This is a genomic window from Paracoccus xiamenensis, assembly GCF_011308835.1.
Classification (GTDB): Bacteria; Pseudomonadota; Alphaproteobacteria; order Rhodobacterales; family Rhodobacteraceae; genus Paracoccus; species Paracoccus xiamenensis.
On record NZ_JAAOHY010000003.1, the window covers coordinates 211,085 to 227,000 of the forward strand.

16 protein-coding genes are annotated in these 15,916 nt (G+C 64.1%); 7 read left to right on the forward strand and 9 right to left on the reverse strand.

What is annotated here, in order from left to right:
* Positions 1-173: 173 nt before the first annotated feature.
* Positions 174-2,981 (reverse strand): [protein-PII] uridylyltransferase family protein, encoded by a 2,808-nt coding sequence (locus tag G7044_RS09485; RefSeq protein ID WP_166328506.1) that lies wholly within the window; start codon positions 2,979-2,981, stop codon positions 174-176.
* A gap of 196 nt (positions 2,982-3,177) precedes the next feature.
* Here G7044_RS09485 and G7044_RS09490 point away from each other — a divergent pair, with 196 nt between their 5' ends.
* From G7044_RS09490 to ilvN, 3 genes are all read left to right on the forward strand, one after another.
* Entirely contained in the window at positions 3,178-4,002 is an 825-nt protein-coding gene (locus G7044_RS09490) for an arginyltransferase (RefSeq protein WP_166328283.1), read from the forward strand.
* A gap of 162 nt (positions 4,003-4,164) precedes the next feature.
* Complete coding sequence (locus G7044_RS09495) at positions 4,165-5,910, forward strand: acetolactate synthase 3 large subunit (protein ID WP_166328285.1); 1,746 nt, start codon at positions 4,165-4,167, stop codon at positions 5,908-5,910.
* Between the two features lie 14 nt (positions 5,911-5,924).
* Positions 5,925-6,482 carry an acetolactate synthase small subunit gene (ilvN, locus tag G7044_RS09500; RefSeq protein ID WP_166328508.1) on the forward strand — a complete coding sequence of 186 codons (558 nt, stop codon included), beginning with the start codon at positions 5,925-5,927 and terminating at the stop codon, positions 6,480-6,482.
* Between the two features lie 39 nt (positions 6,483-6,521).
* Here ilvN and G7044_RS09505 read toward each other — a convergent pair whose 3' ends face one another.
* Both G7044_RS09505 and G7044_RS09510 read right to left on the reverse strand, forming a co-directional pair.
* On the reverse strand, positions 6,522-6,881 hold the full coding sequence (locus G7044_RS09505) for a hypothetical protein (RefSeq protein WP_166328287.1): 360 nt from the start codon (positions 6,879-6,881) through the stop codon (positions 6,522-6,524).
* Between the two features lie 371 nt (positions 6,882-7,252).
* Positions 7,253-8,029: a M48 family metalloprotease gene (locus G7044_RS09510; RefSeq protein WP_166328289.1), complete on the reverse strand. Its 777-nt coding sequence runs from the start codon at positions 8,027-8,029 to the stop codon at positions 7,253-7,255.
* 103 nt (positions 8,030-8,132) lie between these two features.
* Between G7044_RS09510 and G7044_RS09515 the strand changes: the two genes are divergently transcribed.
* Positions 8,133-8,372, forward strand: coding sequence for a hypothetical protein (locus tag G7044_RS09515; RefSeq protein WP_166328291.1), 240 nt, complete (start codon positions 8,133-8,135; stop codon positions 8,370-8,372).
* Here the strand turns inward: G7044_RS09515 and G7044_RS09520 are convergent, their stop codons facing one another.
* On the reverse strand, positions 8,373-8,639 hold the full coding sequence (locus G7044_RS09520) for a DUF167 domain-containing protein (protein WP_166328293.1): 267 nt from the start codon (positions 8,637-8,639) through the stop codon (positions 8,373-8,375).
* An 87-nt stretch (positions 8,640-8,726) separates the two neighbouring features.
* Between G7044_RS09520 and G7044_RS09525 the strand changes: the two genes are divergently transcribed.
* Together G7044_RS09525 and G7044_RS09530 are read left to right on the forward strand one after the other, a co-directional pair.
* Entirely contained in the window at positions 8,727-9,314 is a 588-nt protein-coding gene (locus G7044_RS09525; RefSeq protein ID WP_166328295.1) for a nitroreductase family protein, read from the forward strand.
* The gene (locus G7044_RS09530) at positions 9,311-10,012 is read left to right on the forward strand and encodes an EI24 domain-containing protein (RefSeq protein ID WP_207630245.1); all 702 of its coding nucleotides are present in this window, start codon (positions 9,311-9,313) and stop codon (positions 10,010-10,012) included. The genes G7044_RS09525 and G7044_RS09530 overlap by 4 nt, the downstream gene beginning before the upstream one ends.
* Here G7044_RS09530 and G7044_RS09535 read toward each other — a convergent pair.
* A complete protein-coding gene (locus G7044_RS09535; protein WP_166328297.1) occupies positions 9,984-10,253 on the reverse strand; it encodes a DUF1467 family protein in 270 nt (89 codons plus the stop codon). The genes G7044_RS09530 and G7044_RS09535 overlap by 29 nt on opposite strands.
* 166 nt (positions 10,254-10,419) lie before the next feature.
* Here G7044_RS09535 and G7044_RS09540 point away from each other — a divergent pair, with 166 nt between their 5' ends.
* The gene (locus G7044_RS09540; RefSeq protein ID WP_166328299.1) at positions 10,420-11,151 is read left to right on the forward strand and encodes a response regulator; all 732 of its coding nucleotides are present in this window, start codon (positions 10,420-10,422) and stop codon (positions 11,149-11,151) included.
* Between the two features lie 113 nt (positions 11,152-11,264).
* Here the strand turns inward: G7044_RS09540 and G7044_RS09545 are convergent, their stop codons facing one another.
* The 4 genes from G7044_RS09545 to G7044_RS09560 form a co-directional block, all read right to left on the reverse strand.
* The gene (locus tag G7044_RS09545; RefSeq protein ID WP_235931232.1) at positions 11,265-11,933 is read right to left on the reverse strand and encodes a GNAT family N-acetyltransferase; all 669 of its coding nucleotides are present in this window, start codon (positions 11,931-11,933) and stop codon (positions 11,265-11,267) included.
* A 560-nt stretch (positions 11,934-12,493) separates the two neighbouring features.
* Positions 12,494-14,269, reverse strand: a complete 1,776-nt coding sequence (gene aspS / locus G7044_RS09550; protein WP_166328303.1) for an aspartate--tRNA ligase — start codon at positions 14,267-14,269, stop codon at positions 12,494-12,496.
* Positions 14,270-14,346: 77 nt separating this feature from the next.
* Complete coding sequence (locus tag G7044_RS09555) at positions 14,347-15,042, reverse strand: CPBP family intramembrane glutamic endopeptidase (RefSeq protein ID WP_166328305.1); 696 nt, start codon at positions 15,040-15,042, stop codon at positions 14,347-14,349.
* Positions 15,015-15,812 (reverse strand): glycoside hydrolase family 25 protein, encoded by a 798-nt coding sequence (locus G7044_RS09560; protein WP_166328307.1) that lies wholly within the window; start codon positions 15,810-15,812, stop codon positions 15,015-15,017. The genes G7044_RS09555 and G7044_RS09560 overlap by 28 nt, the downstream gene beginning before the upstream one ends.
* Between the last annotated feature and the right edge of the window lie 104 nt (positions 15,813-15,916).

Below are 15,916 nucleotides of genomic sequence, written 5' to 3' on the forward strand. Positions count from 1 at the left end.
GCTGATATCCTGCGCTGGCGGCAGGACCGCAAGTGCAGCAATTCAGCTGAATCGTTGCGGGCCGCTTGCGCAACCTGTCGTGATGATCGGCTCGGCCCGTTTCTCTCGGCCACCCGTCCGTTAGGGCGAGAGCCAAGCTTGCAGGCTACGCAGCAGGCGAAGGCGGGCCCGGCTTAGGCGTCGGGACCGGGCTCTGCCGCAAGCGCGGCGTCGACGATTGCACCAGACGATCTGATGATTTCGGCCAGCCGCGAGCCCAATTCAGGCAGATCGGCGCAGCCAGTTTCGCGCAGCAGGAATTCCTGCCCGCCGGCACCTAGTTCCTCCATGTTCAGTGCCTTCTCGCTTAGCAATCGGCCTGCCGCCTGCAACCGCCACAGGAAACGCTGCGCAGACGTCAGCGTCTCGATTTCGGGCTTTGGCAGCAGGCCGTGGCGGGCACCGGCACGCAGCTGCGCCTCGGGGCCGCGGGCCGGATCTGCGCCACGTAGCGCAAAGCTCTGGGCCAGCAATTCGATATCCTGCAGGCGGCCACGGCCGATCTTGGCTTCCCAGGCACCATCCGGGGCTTTGGCGGCAAAGATGCGGGCGCGCATCTCGGCCAGATCGGGCAGCACCCGCGCATCGCTGCCCCGTGCGGCCAGCACCGTCACCCGCAGCGCTTCAACTTCGTCGGCGAGCGCGGGACCATCTTCGCCGCAGGAGGCAATGACGCGGGCACGGGTCAGCGCCAGATGCTCCCAAGTCCAGGCCTCGGTCATCTGATAGTCGCGGAAGGACTGAACCGAAGTCGCCACCGGCCCCTGCCGCCCCGAGGGGCGCAGCCGCATGTCGACCTCGTAAAGCCGCCCGGTGGAGGTTTGGGCCGACAGTGCCGTGATCAGCGCTTGCGTCAGTTTTGCGTACCAGGCACGTGGCGCCAGCGGCTTGCGGCCATCAGATTCCTCGACCCCGGCCGCATCATAGATCACCAGCAGATCCAGGTCCGAGGCCGCGTTCAACCGCCGCGCCCCCAGCGAGCCCATGCCCATCACCACCGCCCCGCGCCCCGGTGGCGAGCCGTGGCGCTCTGCCAGTTGCGCCACGACCAGCGGCAGCAGCGCCGCGATGGCCGCGTCGGCGATATCGGCATATTCCTGCCCCACCTGCGCCGCGTCGGACAGCCCGCGCAGATGATGGACGCCGACCCGGAACTGCCATTCATGCGCCCAACGCCGCGCCTCGTCCAACGCGCGTTCATAGCCGCCGTCACGGGCCTGCATCCGCTGCTGCAAGCGCTGCGAAAGGTCCGCGCGCAGCCCGGCCTCGCCCGGCCAGGGGGCGAAGAAGGTGCCGCCCAGCACGGCGTCCAGCACCTCGGGGTGGCGGCCCAGATAGGCGGCAAGGCCGGGCGCGGTGGCGCAGATGTCGACAATCAGGTCGATCAGCGAAGGGTTCGCCTCGAACAGCGAAAACAGCTGCACCCCGGCGGGCAAGCCCTGCAGGAAACCGTCAAAACGCGACAGCGCTTCTTCGGGGTGCGCGGCGCGGGCCATGCGGCCCAGCAGATCGGGCTTGATGCGCTTGAAGATCTGCCGCGCCCGGTCGGTGCGCAGCGCCGCGTATGCGTCCCAGCGGTCGATAATGGCCTGCGATGCCTCGGAAATTTCCGGCATGGCGGCGCTGTCCTGGGGCGCGAAAAAGGCGTCGGTCAGGGTTTCGACCCGTTCCAGCCGCTCGCGCAAGCGTTCGGTCCAGGCGTCAAGGTCGCCCTCGCCCGTCATCTGGGCGATGTTCAGCAAGCCCTGGGGATCCTTCGGCAGATCATGGGTCTGAGTGTCATTCACCATCTGCACGCGGTGTTCGATATCGCGGTGCTGGCGGTAATGGTCGGCCAGCTCATCGGCGATCGCGGGCGGTATCCAGCCGGCCTGCGCCAGCGCCGCCAGCGCTGCCACGGTGCCTCGCTGGCGCAGGCCGGGGTCGCGGCCGCCGGCGATCAACTGCCGGGTCTGGGTGAAGAACTCGATCTCGCGGATGCCGCCCTGGCCCAGCTTCATATTGTGGCCGGGGATGGTCAGCCGCCCGCCCAGCCCCTTGTGGTCACGGATACGCAGCCGCATGTCATGGGCGTCCTGAATGGCAGCAAAGTCCAGATGCTTGCGCCAGACAAAGGGGCGCAGATCGGCAAGGAACCGTTCCCCCGCGGCAATATTGCCCGCGCAGGGCCGGGCTTTGATATAGGCGGCGCGTTCCCAGGTGCGGCCTTCGGCCTCGTAATAAGCCAGCGCGGCAGAGGCCGAGATGCAGACCGGCGTAACCGAGGCATCGGGACGCAGCCGAAGATCGGTGCGGAAAACATAGCCGTGATCGGTATTGTCCGACAGCGTCGCCGCCATCTTGCGGGTAACGCGGATCAGCGCGGCGCGGGCCTCGTGCTGGTCATCGGGTGCAAAGGCTGCGTCATCGTACAGCACGATCAGGTCGATGTCGGAGCTGTAATTCAGCTCTGCCGCGCCCATCTTGCCCATGGCCATGGCGAAGACGCCGCCGGCATCGGCATCCGTCTGCGGCAGCTTGCCCTTGGCGATTTCCGTACGCAGATGCGCGCGCAGCGCCAGATCGGTCGCACGGTCGGCCAGCTCGGTCAGTGCGCCGGTCACCTGTTCCAGCTGCCAGACTCCGCCGAGATCGGCCAGCCCCGCCAGCAGCGCCACGCGTCGCTTGGCACGGCGCAGGGCCGGACCCAGGGCATCTGCGTCCAGATCCTCGAACCCCGTGGTTTCGCGCGCAACCAATCCGGCATCGGCCTGCGCCAAGGCCCCGAGCAGCCAATCAGCCTCTTTCTGCATCAGCGACCACAGATAGGGGCTGCAGCCGGCGGAGCCGGCGATCAGATCGGGGATTCGCCCCGGCAGGTCCGCAAATGCAGCGCGCGCCTCGGCGCTGCGGTCGGGGTCATGGGGGATCGGCATGCGGGTGATGGCGGCGTTGAATTCCATGGCGTGAGTTAGGGCCATCGCCCGCGCCGCGTCAATTGGCGCAGCGGCGGCGTAAACCAACTTCTGCGCTTGGACTTTGCCGGTTCTGTTGCTACCGTTCCCTGAAGGAGCGTCATCGGCGGGAATGCATGACTGCAACCATTGGCGAAGCATCGCGCACCGCACGTCCCGGAGCGCGCAGGAATAGGGTCCGCTGATGCGGCATACGCTGACGCATGCGCCGCAGTTCTATGTCACGGCTCCGCAGCCCTGCCCCTACCTGCATGGCCGGGCGGAACGCAAACTGTTCACCGCGCTGCATCCCGGTAATGCGCAAGAGCTGAACAACGCCCTGTCGCGACAGGGCTTCCGGCGGTCGCAGAACGTGCTGTACCGGCCAAGCTGCGAAAGCTGCGTCGCCTGCATGTCGGCGCGGATCCGGGTGCGCGATTTCGCCCCCAACCGCACCCAACGCCGCGTGCGCAACCGCAATGCAGATCTGAACCGCGTCGCCACCAGCGCCTGGGCGACCGAAGAGCAGTTCGAGCTGTTCCGCCGCTATCTGGACGGTCGCCATGCCGATGGCGGTATGGCCGACATGGATATCTTCGAATTCGCCGCGATGATCGAGGAAACGCCCGTCCGCACCCGCGTCATCGAGTATCGCGGCAAAGGTATTCTGCCCGGCGATCCCATGACCGATCCCGACCTGGCCGCCGTCTGCCTGACCGACGTGTTGGATGACGGACTGTCGCTGGTCTACAGCTTCTTCGACCCGCGGCTGGAGGCGCGCAGTCTGGGAACGCATATCATCCTCGATCATATCGAGCTCGCCCGCGAGACAGGTCTGCCTTACGTCTATCTGGGCTATTGGGTGCCGGGCAGCCGCAAGATGGATTATAAGGCGCGCTTTGGGGCACTGGAAATCTACAAGGGCGGCGTCTGGCAGGATATCGGCAACCCCGCCGATCATTCGGATGAGGCCCATCCGCTGGCCGTCGATCCCATCGTCGAACAGGTTGCCCGTATCGACCTGCCCTAAGCGCGAAATATTATTGCGTCTTTCGAGAACTTTCCGTCATTTTCGATAAATTCGCCCATTGACGCTGCCGGCGCCCGCCAATAGTTTGCGGCGGCGCGGCACGCTCTGCGCTGTTATTCCTGCGCTGCGGCATAGCTGCACGATCGATAGAAGGATGGTCCGATGTCCCGAAAGATGACGGGTGCGAAAATGATCGTTGAAGCCCTGAAGGATCAGGGCGTCGATACGGTATTCGGCTATCCGGGCGGCGCGGTACTACCGATCTATGATGAGATTTTCCAGCAGAACGACATCAAGCACATTCTGGTCCGCCACGAACAGGGCGCGGTTCACATGGCCGAAGGTTATGCCCGCTCGACCGGGAAGCCCGGGGTTGTGCTGGTCACATCGGGGCCGGGCGCCACGAATGCCGTCACCGGGCTGACCGATGCATTGCTGGATTCGATCCCGCTGATCGTGCTGTCGGGGCAGGTTCCGACCTTCCTGGTGGGCACTGACGGCTTCCAGGAGGCCGATACCGTCGGCATCACGCGCCCCTGCACCAAGCATAACTGGCTGGTAAAGGATACCGAGAAGCTGGCGCAGACCATTCATCAGGCCTTCCATGTCGCCACCACGGGCCGGCCGGGTCCGGTGCTGGTCGACATCCCCAAGGATGTCCAATTCGCCGAGGCCGAATATGTCGGCCCCAAGCAGATCCCCGCCAGCCCCTATCAGCCCAAGAAGAAGGGCGATCTCGATGCGATCACCCAGCTGGTCGAGCTGATGGAGAGGGCCGAGCGCCCGATCTTCTATACCGGCGGCGGCGTCATCAATTCCGGCCCCGCCGCCAGCCAGTTGTTGCGCGAGATCGTGGATGCCACAGGCTTCCCGATCACCTCGACACTGATGGGTCTGGGCGCATACCCGGCATCCGGCAAGAACTGGCTGGGCATGCTGGGGATGCACGGCATGTACGAGGCGAACCTGGCCATGCATGGCTGCGACCTGATGATCGCGGTGGGGGCGCGTTTTGACGACCGCATCACCGGGCGGGTGGCCGACTTCAGCCCCGGATCGATCAAGGTGCAGATCGACATCGACCCCAGCAGCATCAACAAGGTCATCCATGTCGATCTGCCCATTCAGGCCGACGTCGGGCATGTGCTTGAAGACATGCTGAAGATCTGGAAGTCGCGCGGGCGCAAGACCAACAGCGCCGCCGTTCAGAAATGGTGGGCGCAGATCGAGCAGTGGAAGGCGACAAACTGCCTTGCCTATACGAACTCGGACACGATCATCAAACCGCAGCACGCCTTGCAACGGCTGGAGGCGCTGACCAAGGACCGCGACCGCTATATCGCGACCGAGGTCGGCCAGCATCAGATGTGGGCCGCGCAGTTCCTGCATTTCGAGGACCCGAACCGCTGGATGACCTCGGGCGGGCTGGGAACGATGGGCTACGGGCTGCCTGCCTCCGTCGGCGTTCAGGTCGCACATCCGGATGCGCTGGTGATCAACGTGGCGGGCGATGCCAGCTGGCTTATGAACATGCAGGAAATGGGCACCGCCGTGCAATTCCGCGCGCCAGTCAAGCAGTTCATCCTGAACAACGAACGCCTTGGCATGGTGCGCCAGTGGCAGCAGCTTCTGCATGGCGAACGTTATAGCCAGTCGTGGTCGGACAGCCTGCCCGATTTCGTCAAACTGGCCGAGGCCTTCGGCTGCAAGGGCCGGCAGGTCAGCGACCCGGCGGAATTGGACGATGCGATCCGCGAGATGATCGAATATGACGGCCCGTTCATTCTGGACGTGCTGGTCGAGAAACATGAAAACTGCTTCCCGATGATCCCATCAGGCAAGCCGCATAACGAAATGCTGCTATCGCCCGAGGCCGGTGCCTTCACCGGCGGCGGCGCGCTGGTGTAAGAGGGGGCATGAAGATGGTTCTGAATATCAAGCAAGGCGCATCCAGCCATTCAGCCTATGATCTGCGCGACCCCAATGCCCAGATCGAGGAACGCCACACGCTGGCGGTGCTGGTCGAAAACGAACCCGGCGTACTGGCCCGCGTCATCGGTCTGTTTTCGGGTCGCGGCTATAATATCGACAGCCTGACGGTTGCGGAAACCGACCACGAGGGGCACCGCTCGCGTATCACCATCGTGACGCGCGGCACGCCTTCGGTGATCGAACAGATCAAGGCACAGCTGGGCCGGATCGTGCCGGTACACGACGTGCATGACCTGACGGCGGAGGGGCCCAGCGTGGAACGCGAACTGGGCCTGTTCAAGGTTGGCGGCACCGGCGAACATCGCGTCGAGGCCCTGCGCATTGCCGAGATCTTCCGCGCCAATGTCGTCGATTCGACCCTGAAAAGCTTTGTCTTTGAAATCACCGGCACACCAGAGAAACTGGACGCCTTTGCCGATCTGATGCGGCCGCTGGGACTCAGCGATCAGGCACGGACGGGTGTGGCAGCGCTGGCGCGCGGGGCTTGATTGCCCCGGTGCTAGGTCCGGCAGGCTAGCAGGATATAATCAGTGATTGATTGCCGGCGAGTAAACCTCGTCGGCAGCGCCATCTGCCGGGACACTGCGCAAAGGCCGCGCATCGCTGCGCGAGATAACATGCAGATGCGACGCCGGGCGATTGGTTTGCCCCATCAGGGCGTCCGGCAGTTGCGGGCAGGCTTTTGGGGCGATGATGCTGACCGAGTGGGCGTGGCGCAGGTTGCCGACCGTTTCGCATTCCAGCCGCAGCAAGTCGCCCGGGACTGGCCAGTCGATCTGTTCCAGCAAGCCATCGCAGCCGCGCAAATAGGCCAGTGGCCCCTGATCTTCGCACCAGATCACCGCCTTCTGGCTGGATTCACTGCTCCAGATCACCACTCCGATCATTCCTGCCTCCTGCCGGTGAACCGTTGTTGCCTGAGCCACCGTTCAAATCTCGATTATTAGTAACTACCCTGAGCCGCTGTCGGAAGTCGGTTTTTGTTAGTTCTAACTTGGTTCCCCAAAGTGACGCGACGTCATAACAAAAAACTGTGTACAACCTACGGTCGTGCAAATGAACCCCTTTTCTGTCAGACATGTCAAGCAAACCTGCGCGGGCATCGTAGATATATGCGATAACATAGCTGAAAAGCGGCAATATTTGCGTGCTGAGCCAAGCTTGACGGCCACCGCTCCCGTGCCACTGCGCAGCTCCGACCGTATAAGTGCAGACTAAAGCGCACCGCTACAGGTCGGAGCCGCCTGCGCGACAGCGATTAACGGGTGCGCCCGGCGCGCACGTCGGCGACCGCCTTCTGAACCTGCGCCATGCGCGACGCGCGAGAGGGATGGGAACCCAGAATTTGGTTGCCAGGATCAGGCATGCGGCGGAAGAACTCTGCCCCATTCACCGGGTCGTATCCGGCATTCATGGTCACAATCGCACCCATGTAGTCGGCCTGAAGCTCCCATTCCTTGGAATAGACGCGCGAGCCGACACTTGCCCCCATCTGCTGAATGCTGCTGACCGTGCTGGAATCTGCCCCTGCGGCAGCGGCCAGCCCGCCCAGGATGATCGCCCCGGCGGTGGCCGAACTCGACTTGCGCGCCAGGTGGTTCAGGATGTGGTGGCTGGCCTCGTGGCCGACGACAAAGGCGAGCTCATCGGCATTCTGCGCCGCCGCGATCAACGAGACGGTGAAGCCGATGATCGGCCGCCCGGAATCGTCCAGGGTCTGAAACGCGTTCGGCTCCATCTGCGGGCGGTCATCGACCACGAACTGATAGTCGCAATTGATATTGGTGGTCCGCCGCGCGACGCATTCGCGTTCAACCGCCGGCTCCATCTTGCGAATCACGCTGAGGAAATTGTTCGCCGCCTGCCGGGGCGACAGCGGCGTCGTGCGCGACGGAGCCGCGACCGTGGTTTCGGCGGTGCGCTGCGTGGGCGCGGGCACTGTCGGCGTATCCGACACCACCACCGGCGCACAGGCCGACAGGGCGGCCGCAGCGGTTGCAAAGACAAGGGCAAGGCGGGCGCGGTTGCGGATCATGTTCACTCTCGACTGACGGACCGAAGCGCAGAATAGACAAGCCCCCCTTGCGAGGCAAACCACTTCGGGCCACGTTGGCCATAAGTTCACGACAGGGGATGCCATGTTCACCATCGAGCACGATTTCGACGCCACCATCATCACCCTGATCGACGAACCAGAAAGCGCGCCCTTGCAGGGCGATATCGTCATCACCGCATTTGATGACCGCGTGGTAGTCCGTCAGGACGAACCCGATACCGACCGCTACAGCGAAATCACGCTGAGCCTGCGCCAATTGGATGAATTGCGCGCGGCGCTGAACCTGCCCGAGGGCGGTTATCGGCTGGATCGCCGGAAATAGTCAGGCGACGACGCGAAAGGACTTCTCGCGCGAGGTCTCGCCCCGCACCAGTTCCAGCCGCGATTTCGGGATACCGATCGCCTTGGCCAGCAGCGCGATTACGGCGGCCGTGGCCTTGCCGCCTTCGGGAACGGTGGTGACATAGACACGGATCAAGCCGTCATCACCAATGGTGATGCGGTTCGCCGCAGCCTTGGGCGTGACCCGCACGTCGAAGCGGGTCTCGGGCACGGCCAGATGGCGAAGATCGGCGGCAGCTTTCGGCATGATGCCGTTGAAACGCGCCGGCGCGACCGCGTCAAGGCTTGGCGGCAGCGTCCCGGTTGATTAGATCACCGCCAAAAGGAGACGCCGATGACATCCGCCCCCCTGCCCGCCGCCAACTCCGCCGCGCTCGATTTCCTGCGCAGCCGCCGCTCTCATCCGCCGGCGCTGCTGACCGGGCCCGGACCCGACGACGCGGCCCTGACCGAGCTGCTGACGCTCGCCGCCCGCGCACCGGATCATGGCAAGTTGGAGCCCTGGCGTTTCATCATCCTGCGTGACGCTGCATTGGCACGGCTTGCCCCGCTGGTCGAGGCCGCCTCGGCGCGGGCGGGCAACATGCCCGAAAAGGCGAAGAAACATGGCGATGCCTTCCGCGTCCCGGTGGTGGTGGCGGTCGTCTTCACCCCGGCTGCAAGCGACAAGGTGCCGGAATGGGAACAGTTCCTGTCGACCGGAGCCGTCTGCCTGGGCCTGGTCAATGCCGCGCTGGCATCTGGTTACGGCGCAAGCTGGCTGACCGGCGTGGCCGCCGCCCCTGATTTCGCACAGGCCCAGCTGGACCTGACCGAGGGCGAACGCATCGCCGGCTTTATCCATATCGGCGCCCGCCGCGACGCCCCGCCGCCGGACCGCCCGCGCCCCGACATCGCCGCCAAGACCACGGTGCTGAAATGATCGCACTGCGCGCCCTGTTCCTGGGCATGGCCGACATGGCGCGCCCGCGCATTTTCGGATTGGTGGCGATGGGCATCGCCCTGACCATCCTGCTGTTCGTGGCGCTTCAGGCTGGGATCTTCTGGGCGCTGCGGCTGTTCGGCCCAGACAGCATCACCCTGCCCTTCTGGGGAGAGCTGACCTTCGGCTCGGCGCTCAGCTGGGGCAGTCTGGCACTGTTTCCGATCCTCGGTTTCTTCCTGATGGCCCCGGTGGCTGCCGCCTTTGCGGGGCTGTTTTCCGAACAGGTCGCCACCCGTGTCGAAGAAATCCACTATCCTGCAGCCCGCGGGGCCGAGCCAGATTTCTGGGACGGCTTGCTGGAATCGCTGGCGGTAATGGGGCTCGTGCTGCTGGTTGGCCTGGCCAGCTTGGTGCTGACGCCGTTTCTGGGGCCGCTGGCGCCGGTGCTGTTCTATGGCGCGAATGGCTGGCTTTTGGGGCGCGAGTTCTTCCATTTGGCCGCGCGCCGCCATCTTCCGGAACCCGAGGCCGGCCGACTGCGCAAGGCCCGCAGCGTCACGGTCACGGCACTGGGAATGATGATTGCCTTCGCGCTGACCATTCCGGTGGTGAATATCGCCGTGCCGGTGCTGGCGGTGGCTTCATTCACACATCTTTACCATCTGCTCAGCGCACCAGCTGGTCGAGCTGCATGATATCCTCGCGCGAGATCAGCCCGCCCAGGATGACATAGGCACAAGCCCCCCAAAGCACCGCCGAAATCAGCGTGGCCCAGGCCATCTTGCGGCCCAGTCGTGGATTTGCGGGCGCACCTGACGGTGTGCCCGGGACCACCTCGCCGGCGTCGGCCTGACTGACCTGCCCGATCGGCAGCAGCACGAACAGAGTCAGAAACCACAGGACCGCATAAAGGACGATGCCGCCAGTCAGGTTCATCGGGTCAACTCCTTCTATGGGTCCGGTGCGGGGCGCGTCTGCCACTCGCGGGCCTTTTAGGCGTCAGCGAGGGCAATTCCAAGGAAAACCGGCCGGGCATTAACCAGCCCTTAGGCATTTCCCGCCTAGTCTTGGATCATCAGGTGATTCCATGAGGGGATGGAAAATGCAGACTGAACCAAATTCGCTTCGGGCAACGGCACCACTGTGGCAAGCGAAGCTGCCCGGGCGGCCGCTTTCCGGGCTGACGGTGCTGGTGGTCGAAGATTCCCGCTTTGCCTCGGAAGCCATGCGGCTGCTGTGCCTGCGCTCCGGCGCACGGATCCGGCGGGCTGACAGCCTGCGCGCGGCGATGCGACATCTCCAGACCTATCGCCCGGCCGTGGTGATCGTCGATATGGGCCTGCCCGACGGCTGCGGGACCGAACTGATCGCGCAGGTCCGCGCGCTCGGCGCGGGCGCACCGACCATTCTGGCGATTTCTGGTGATCCCGATAAGCGCGATCAGGCCATGCGGGCCGGTGCGGCGGAGTTCATGGAAAAGCCGATTGAGAGCCTTGCATTGTTCCAGCAGGTAATCCTATCGACGCTCCCGGCAGATCTCGGCCCGCGCGGTCCGCGCTTATTGCCCGACGATGTCATTATCCCTGACGACAGCGCGCTGCGAGACGATCTCGCCCACGTGGCCGAGGTACTGGCCGGCGCGAGCGACGAAGCGGCGATCGACTATATCGCGCGCTTTCTGGCCGGGGTTGCCCGGTCGGCGCATGACGCGCCCCTGGCCGAAGCGGCGGCAGCGCTCGCCCGCGACCATCAGGCCGGCCGTGCGGTGGCAACCGATTTGACGCGGATTCGCGGCCTTGTTCATGAACGGCTTACGGCGGCGGGCACTGCCTGAACGCCGCATCCGGGCGATCCGTCATGGAATGCTCCACCATGACGGATCGCCCGGCCTCTGTTGCCCCTAAAGAGGCACCAGTTGCACACAATTTTCGTCAGTGCAGAACGACTTCAACCCGCCCGAACGGCAGCCTCTGCCCGGGCGACAACGGCCTTCGTTGCCGCAGAAAGGCTGGTTGTCTGCAGCCCATCCCCGGTAAAATTCGCCGGGTCCAGCCACGCCTGATAGGCTGCCCGGATCTCCGACCAATCCGCATCGGTCATGGCGAACCAGGCGGTATCACGGCTGCGGGACTTGATGATCATGTGGTTGCGAAAAAGGCCTTCGAAGGCAAAGCCGTAACGCCGCGCAGCGCGGCGTGAGGCCACGTTCAGTGCATTGCATTTCCATTCGATACGGCGAAAGCCGGCCTCGAAGGCCCAATCGACCATCGCCATAAGCGCTTCAGAAGCCGCCCTGCTGCGCTGCGCCGCGCGCGAGATGACGACATTGCCAATCTCGACCACACCATTCCCGGCGTCGATGCGCATGAACGAGGCATAGCCGAAGGCTTCCCCCCCGTCGGCGGGCAGAAAGGCATAGAACACGGCGTCCGAGGCCACAGCCCCTTCCATCCAACCGCGCAGTTCGTCGGCGGTGCGGAAGGGGCCATTGCTCATGTAATCCCAGATCGTCGGGTCATCTTGCGTCGCCGAATGTATGGCCGACGCATGGCGCAAGGGATCCAGCCGCGCCAGTTGGACGTAGCGACCGGGTATGATGTCAGGCCCCGGCCGCATGGGCGGGTGCCAGTCGGGTAAGAAGGAACCAAGCGGGCGGCGAAGCGCATCGGATTTCATTGTCGCAGGTTATCAATGGCGTTTTCGCCGGCAACCCCCTTGGTGTTGTAGAAAAATGCACGCGCTGGAATGAGGGCGGCTAGGAACAATCTGCCAGCCCCGCCCTGCAAGGCTTAGTAATCTTCATCCGCTGATGGTGCCGGCTGCTTCGTCGCATGCGGGAACGCCATGACCGATCATGCCGCCACTTTGTTCCCTTGGCAGTCTAGCGTTGGCTGTTCCTGCCACGTCCGGGAAAGGCAGACGACCACCACGCGCTCGGACAGGCTTTCCCAGGCTAAGGACAAGCGACACACATCAGTCGCCGCCCGCGAGGCCCGGTTTTCGGAAGCTTGGGAAAGGCGCGCCTCGGGTTACCAACCCCCGATGGCGATCGGATCGAACGATCTTGCTGCCGCATATTGCATGGCGCGTAAGGATGGCTGCATCAATTGCTTCAAACGAAAACCGCCGCCCGGCATCTGCACGGGCGGCGGTTGTGTCGGGTCACGACTGGTGGCTTATTCCTTCGGCAGCGCACGCAGGCGCAGGTCGCGAAGCTGTTCGTTGGTCGGTTCCGAAGGCGCGCCCATCATCAGATCCTCGGCGCGCTGGTTCATCGGGAACATGATGACCTCGCGGATGTTTTGTTCATCCGCCAGCAGCATGACGATGCGGTCGATACCGGCCGCGCAGCCGCCGTGCGGGGGGGCGCCGTATTTGAACGCCTTGACCATGCCGCCGAAACGCTTTTCGACCTCGTCCGCGCCGTAACCGGCCAGCTCGAAGGCCTTGAACATGATTTCCGGCTTGTGGTTGCGGATCGCACCCGAGACCAGCTCATAGCCGTTACAGGCCAGATCGTATTGATAGCCCTTCACCGCCAGCGGATCGCCGTTCAGCGCCTCCAGCCCCCCTTGCGGCATCGAGAAGGGGTTATGGCTGAAGTCGATCTTGCCCTCGTCGGTCTTCTCATACATCGGGAAATCGACGATCCAGGCGAATTTGAACTGGTCCTCAACCGTCAGGCCCAACTCGCGCCCGATCTCGTTGCGGGCGCGACCGGCGACGGCTTCGAAAGCCTCCGGCTTGCCGCCGAGGAAGAAGGCGGCGTCGCCCTCGCCCAAACCAAGCTGCACGCGGAGCGCTTCGGTCTTTTCGAGGCCGATGGCCTTGGCGATGGGGCCTGCGGCCTCGGTCGAGCCGTCTTCGGCCTTGCGCCAGAAGATATAGCCCATACCCGGCAGGCCCTGCCCCTGTGCAAATGCGTTCATGCGGTCGGCGAATTTGCGGCTGCCGCCTGTCGGCGCGGGGATGGCGCGGACCTCTGTCCCGTCCTGTTCCAGCAGTTTCGCGAAGATCGCAAAGCCGCTGTTGCGGAAGTGGTCGCTGACGACCTGCATCTCGATCGGGTTGCGCAGGTCGGGCTTGTCGCTGCCGTATTTCAGCATCGATTCCGCATAAGGGATGCGCGGCCAGTCGGCATCGACCGGGCGGCCACCGCCAAATTCCTCGAACAGACCTTGGATGACCGGCTGGACGGTGTTGAACACGTCTTCCTGATCGACAAACGACATTTCGACGTCCAGCTGATAGAAGTCCGTGGGCGAGCGGTCGGCGCGCGGGTCTTCGTCGCGGAAGCAGGGGGCGATCTGGAAATAGCGGTCAAAGCCCGCGACCATGATCAACTGCTTGAACTGCTGCGGTGCCTGCGGCAGCGCATAGAATTTGCCCGGATGCAGACGCGAAGGCACTAGGAAGTCGCGCGCGCCTTCGGGGCTGGAGGCGGTGATGATAGGGGTCTGGAACTCGGTAAATCCCTCGTCCCACATGCGGTTGCGCAGCGACCGCACGACCTTCGAACGCAGCATGATGTTGTTGTGCAGCGACTCGCGGCGCAGATCGAGGAAGCGGTAAGTCAGGCGCGTTTCCTCGGGGTAATCTTGATCGCCGAAGACCGGCAGCGGCAGCTCGTCGGCGGCACCTAGGACCTCGATCTCGGTCGCGTAGACCTCGATCTCGCCGGTGGGCAGTTTCGGGTTCACCAGCGAGGCATCGCGCAGCTTTACCCGGCCATCGACGCGGATGACGGTTTCGGCACGCAGCTTTTCCATGTCCTTGAAGGCCGGGCTGTCGCTATCGGCCAGCACCTGCGTCATGCCATAATGATCGCGCAAATCGACGAACAGCACGCCCCCATGGTCACGGACGCGATGAACCCAGCCCGACAGGCGGACGGTTTCCCCGGCATTCTTGGCGTTCAGATCGGCGCAGGTGTGGCTGCGATAGGCGTGCATGGCGGACCTCTTTCGTTCAGCCTCCGCATGAACAGCCACGGCGGCGGGAAGTCAAGGCGATGCTGGCCCCGGATGCGTCAGAACGGGCGCTGAACTGCGCCGGAGTAGAAATAGACGCCCATGCCGACGGCGAACAGGATGTTTCCGGCGATGGCGTGCAGGAACCATGCATAGGGAAAGCCGCGCCGCAGATAGCCCACGGCGAAGGCCAACCCGCCCGCGAAGGTGAAGATGGCGACGATCCAGCTCCAATACATCAGATGTGCCAGGCTGAAGATCGCGGCATTGGCCAGCACCGCCTGTTTGGGGCCGCTGAACAGGCGGCCGAAGCGGTGAAAGAACAGCACCCGGAAGATCAGTTCCTGCGGCAGCGCCGACAGGATCGGGTAGAAGACCCAGATCACCAGCATGAATCGCCAGTTCCTTCGCAGGAACCGGAACATGGCCTGTGGCTCTGTCAGGTACAGCACCACCACCGAGGCCGTGAAGGTGATCGCCGCAAAGCCCGCGACCATGCGCCAATCAAAGCGCCCCCAGCCCCAGAACAGCTCTCGCCAGTTGAAGTTGCCCGTGTACCAAAGCAGCCCAAGACCGGCGAGCGAAAAGAAGGCCAGCGATTCAAACAGGTAGCTGGGCGGCATGAACACGGCGATCGCGACAGGGATCGCCACGAACAGCGTCACGAACTCCGCGATCAGCCGCGCCCGGCCAAGCTGGCCGGGTTGCGCCCAGGTGAAACGCGGGGTCAGCGAACCAGTCGACGATTCAGCCATGCGCGCCAGTCACTCACGCTGCCTGCAAAGGCGTTCAGGTCGACATTGCCACGGATGCCCGGCACGCTGCCGGTCCCGGTATATTGCCAGAAGGTCCAGCGTTGGCCCGGATAGACCTTGCGCGGATGACCCGCGACCGAACGCAGCCAGAATTCTGCATTCAGGCGACCGATGCCACTGTCGCGATAGAAATCCACCGTGGTGTAGATGATCGGACGCTGACCGTAATGGCGTTCCAGAATGGCGATGAAGTTGGACGCCTCGCGCAGGATCTCGGCCGAGCCGGGGCGGCGCGGGCAGGTCTTGGAGTTGGTCCATTCAATGTCCAGCACCGGCGGCAGCGAGCCCGGCTCGCGCGGGACATTGCGGATATACCAGGCCGCCTGCTCGGCGCCCGAGCGGCAGAAATAATAATAGTGGTAGGCGCCGCGCGGGATGCGGGCATTGCCGGCCTCGCGCCAGTAGCGGCGGAATTCGGGGTCGGAGTGGTCGGCGCCCTCGGTCGCCTTCAGGAAGGCGAAGCTGATCCCCGACGTACGGGCGCGGTTCCAGTCGATCACGCCTTGCCAGCGCGAGATGTCGATGCCGTGGACCGGCATGTCATAGGGATGGCCGCCGACCCAGGCATGGGGGGCATTGTCGCCAAGCTGCGGCACAGCCCCGCCGACCCAGCCGCCGCTGCCGCCCGGCGCAACGACGGTGCGCGGCCCGCCACAGGCCGCAAGAAGCAGCACGGCAATGGCCGACAGGATGATAGCGATGCGCGTCATGAGTGCCCCTCGACAGTTCTGTTTTTCGACTTATCGCAGCGCATATTCATAAAGTCACGACCGCAACACGCTCACGAAATCGTCAGGACAAATGACGCGGAAAT

Excerpts from the sequence above, each read along its gene's own strand:
- G7044_RS09485 (WP_166328506.1), bottom strand. The coding sequence starts at position 2,981 with ATGGAATTCAACGCCGCCATCACCCGCATGCCGATCCCCCATGACCCC.
- G7044_RS09490 (WP_166328283.1), top strand. The coding sequence starts at position 3,178 with ATGCGGCATACGCTGACGCATGCGCCGCAGTTCTATGTCACGGCTCCG.
- G7044_RS09495 (WP_166328285.1), top strand. The coding sequence starts at position 4,165 with ATGTCCCGAAAGATGACGGGTGCGAAAATGATCGTTGAAGCCCTGAAG.
- ilvN (WP_166328508.1), top strand. The coding sequence starts at position 5,925 with ATGGTTCTGAATATCAAGCAAGGCGCATCCAGCCATTCAGCCTATGAT.
- G7044_RS09505 (WP_166328287.1), bottom strand. The coding sequence starts at position 6,881 with ATGATCGGAGTGGTGATCTGGAGCAGTGAATCCAGCCAGAAGGCGGTG.
- G7044_RS09510 (WP_166328289.1), bottom strand. The coding sequence starts at position 8,029 with ATGATCCGCAACCGCGCCCGCCTTGCCCTTGTCTTTGCAACCGCTGCG.
- G7044_RS09515 (WP_166328291.1), top strand. The coding sequence starts at position 8,133 with ATGTTCACCATCGAGCACGATTTCGACGCCACCATCATCACCCTGATC.
- G7044_RS09520 (WP_166328293.1), bottom strand. The coding sequence starts at position 8,639 with ATGCCGAAAGCTGCCGCCGATCTTCGCCATCTGGCCGTGCCCGAGACC.
- G7044_RS09525 (WP_166328295.1), top strand. The coding sequence starts at position 8,727 with ATGACATCCGCCCCCCTGCCCGCCGCCAACTCCGCCGCGCTCGATTTC.
- G7044_RS09530 (WP_207630245.1), top strand. The coding sequence starts at position 9,311 with ATGATCGCACTGCGCGCCCTGTTCCTGGGCATGGCCGACATGGCGCGC.
- G7044_RS09535 (WP_166328297.1), bottom strand. The coding sequence starts at position 10,253 with ATGAACCTGACTGGCGGCATCGTCCTTTATGCGGTCCTGTGGTTTCTG.
- G7044_RS09540 (WP_166328299.1), top strand. The coding sequence starts at position 10,420 with ATGCAGACTGAACCAAATTCGCTTCGGGCAACGGCACCACTGTGGCAA.
- G7044_RS09545 (WP_235931232.1), bottom strand. The coding sequence starts at position 11,933 with ATGCGGCCGGGGCCTGACATCATACCCGGTCGCTACGTCCAACTGGCG.
- aspS (WP_166328303.1), bottom strand. The coding sequence starts at position 14,269 with ATGCACGCCTATCGCAGCCACACCTGCGCCGATCTGAACGCCAAGAAT.
- G7044_RS09555 (WP_166328305.1), bottom strand. The coding sequence starts at position 15,042 with ATGGCTGAATCGTCGACTGGTTCGCTGACCCCGCGTTTCACCTGGGCG.
- G7044_RS09560 (WP_166328307.1), bottom strand. The coding sequence starts at position 15,812 with ATGACGCGCATCGCTATCATCCTGTCGGCCATTGCCGTGCTGCTTCTT.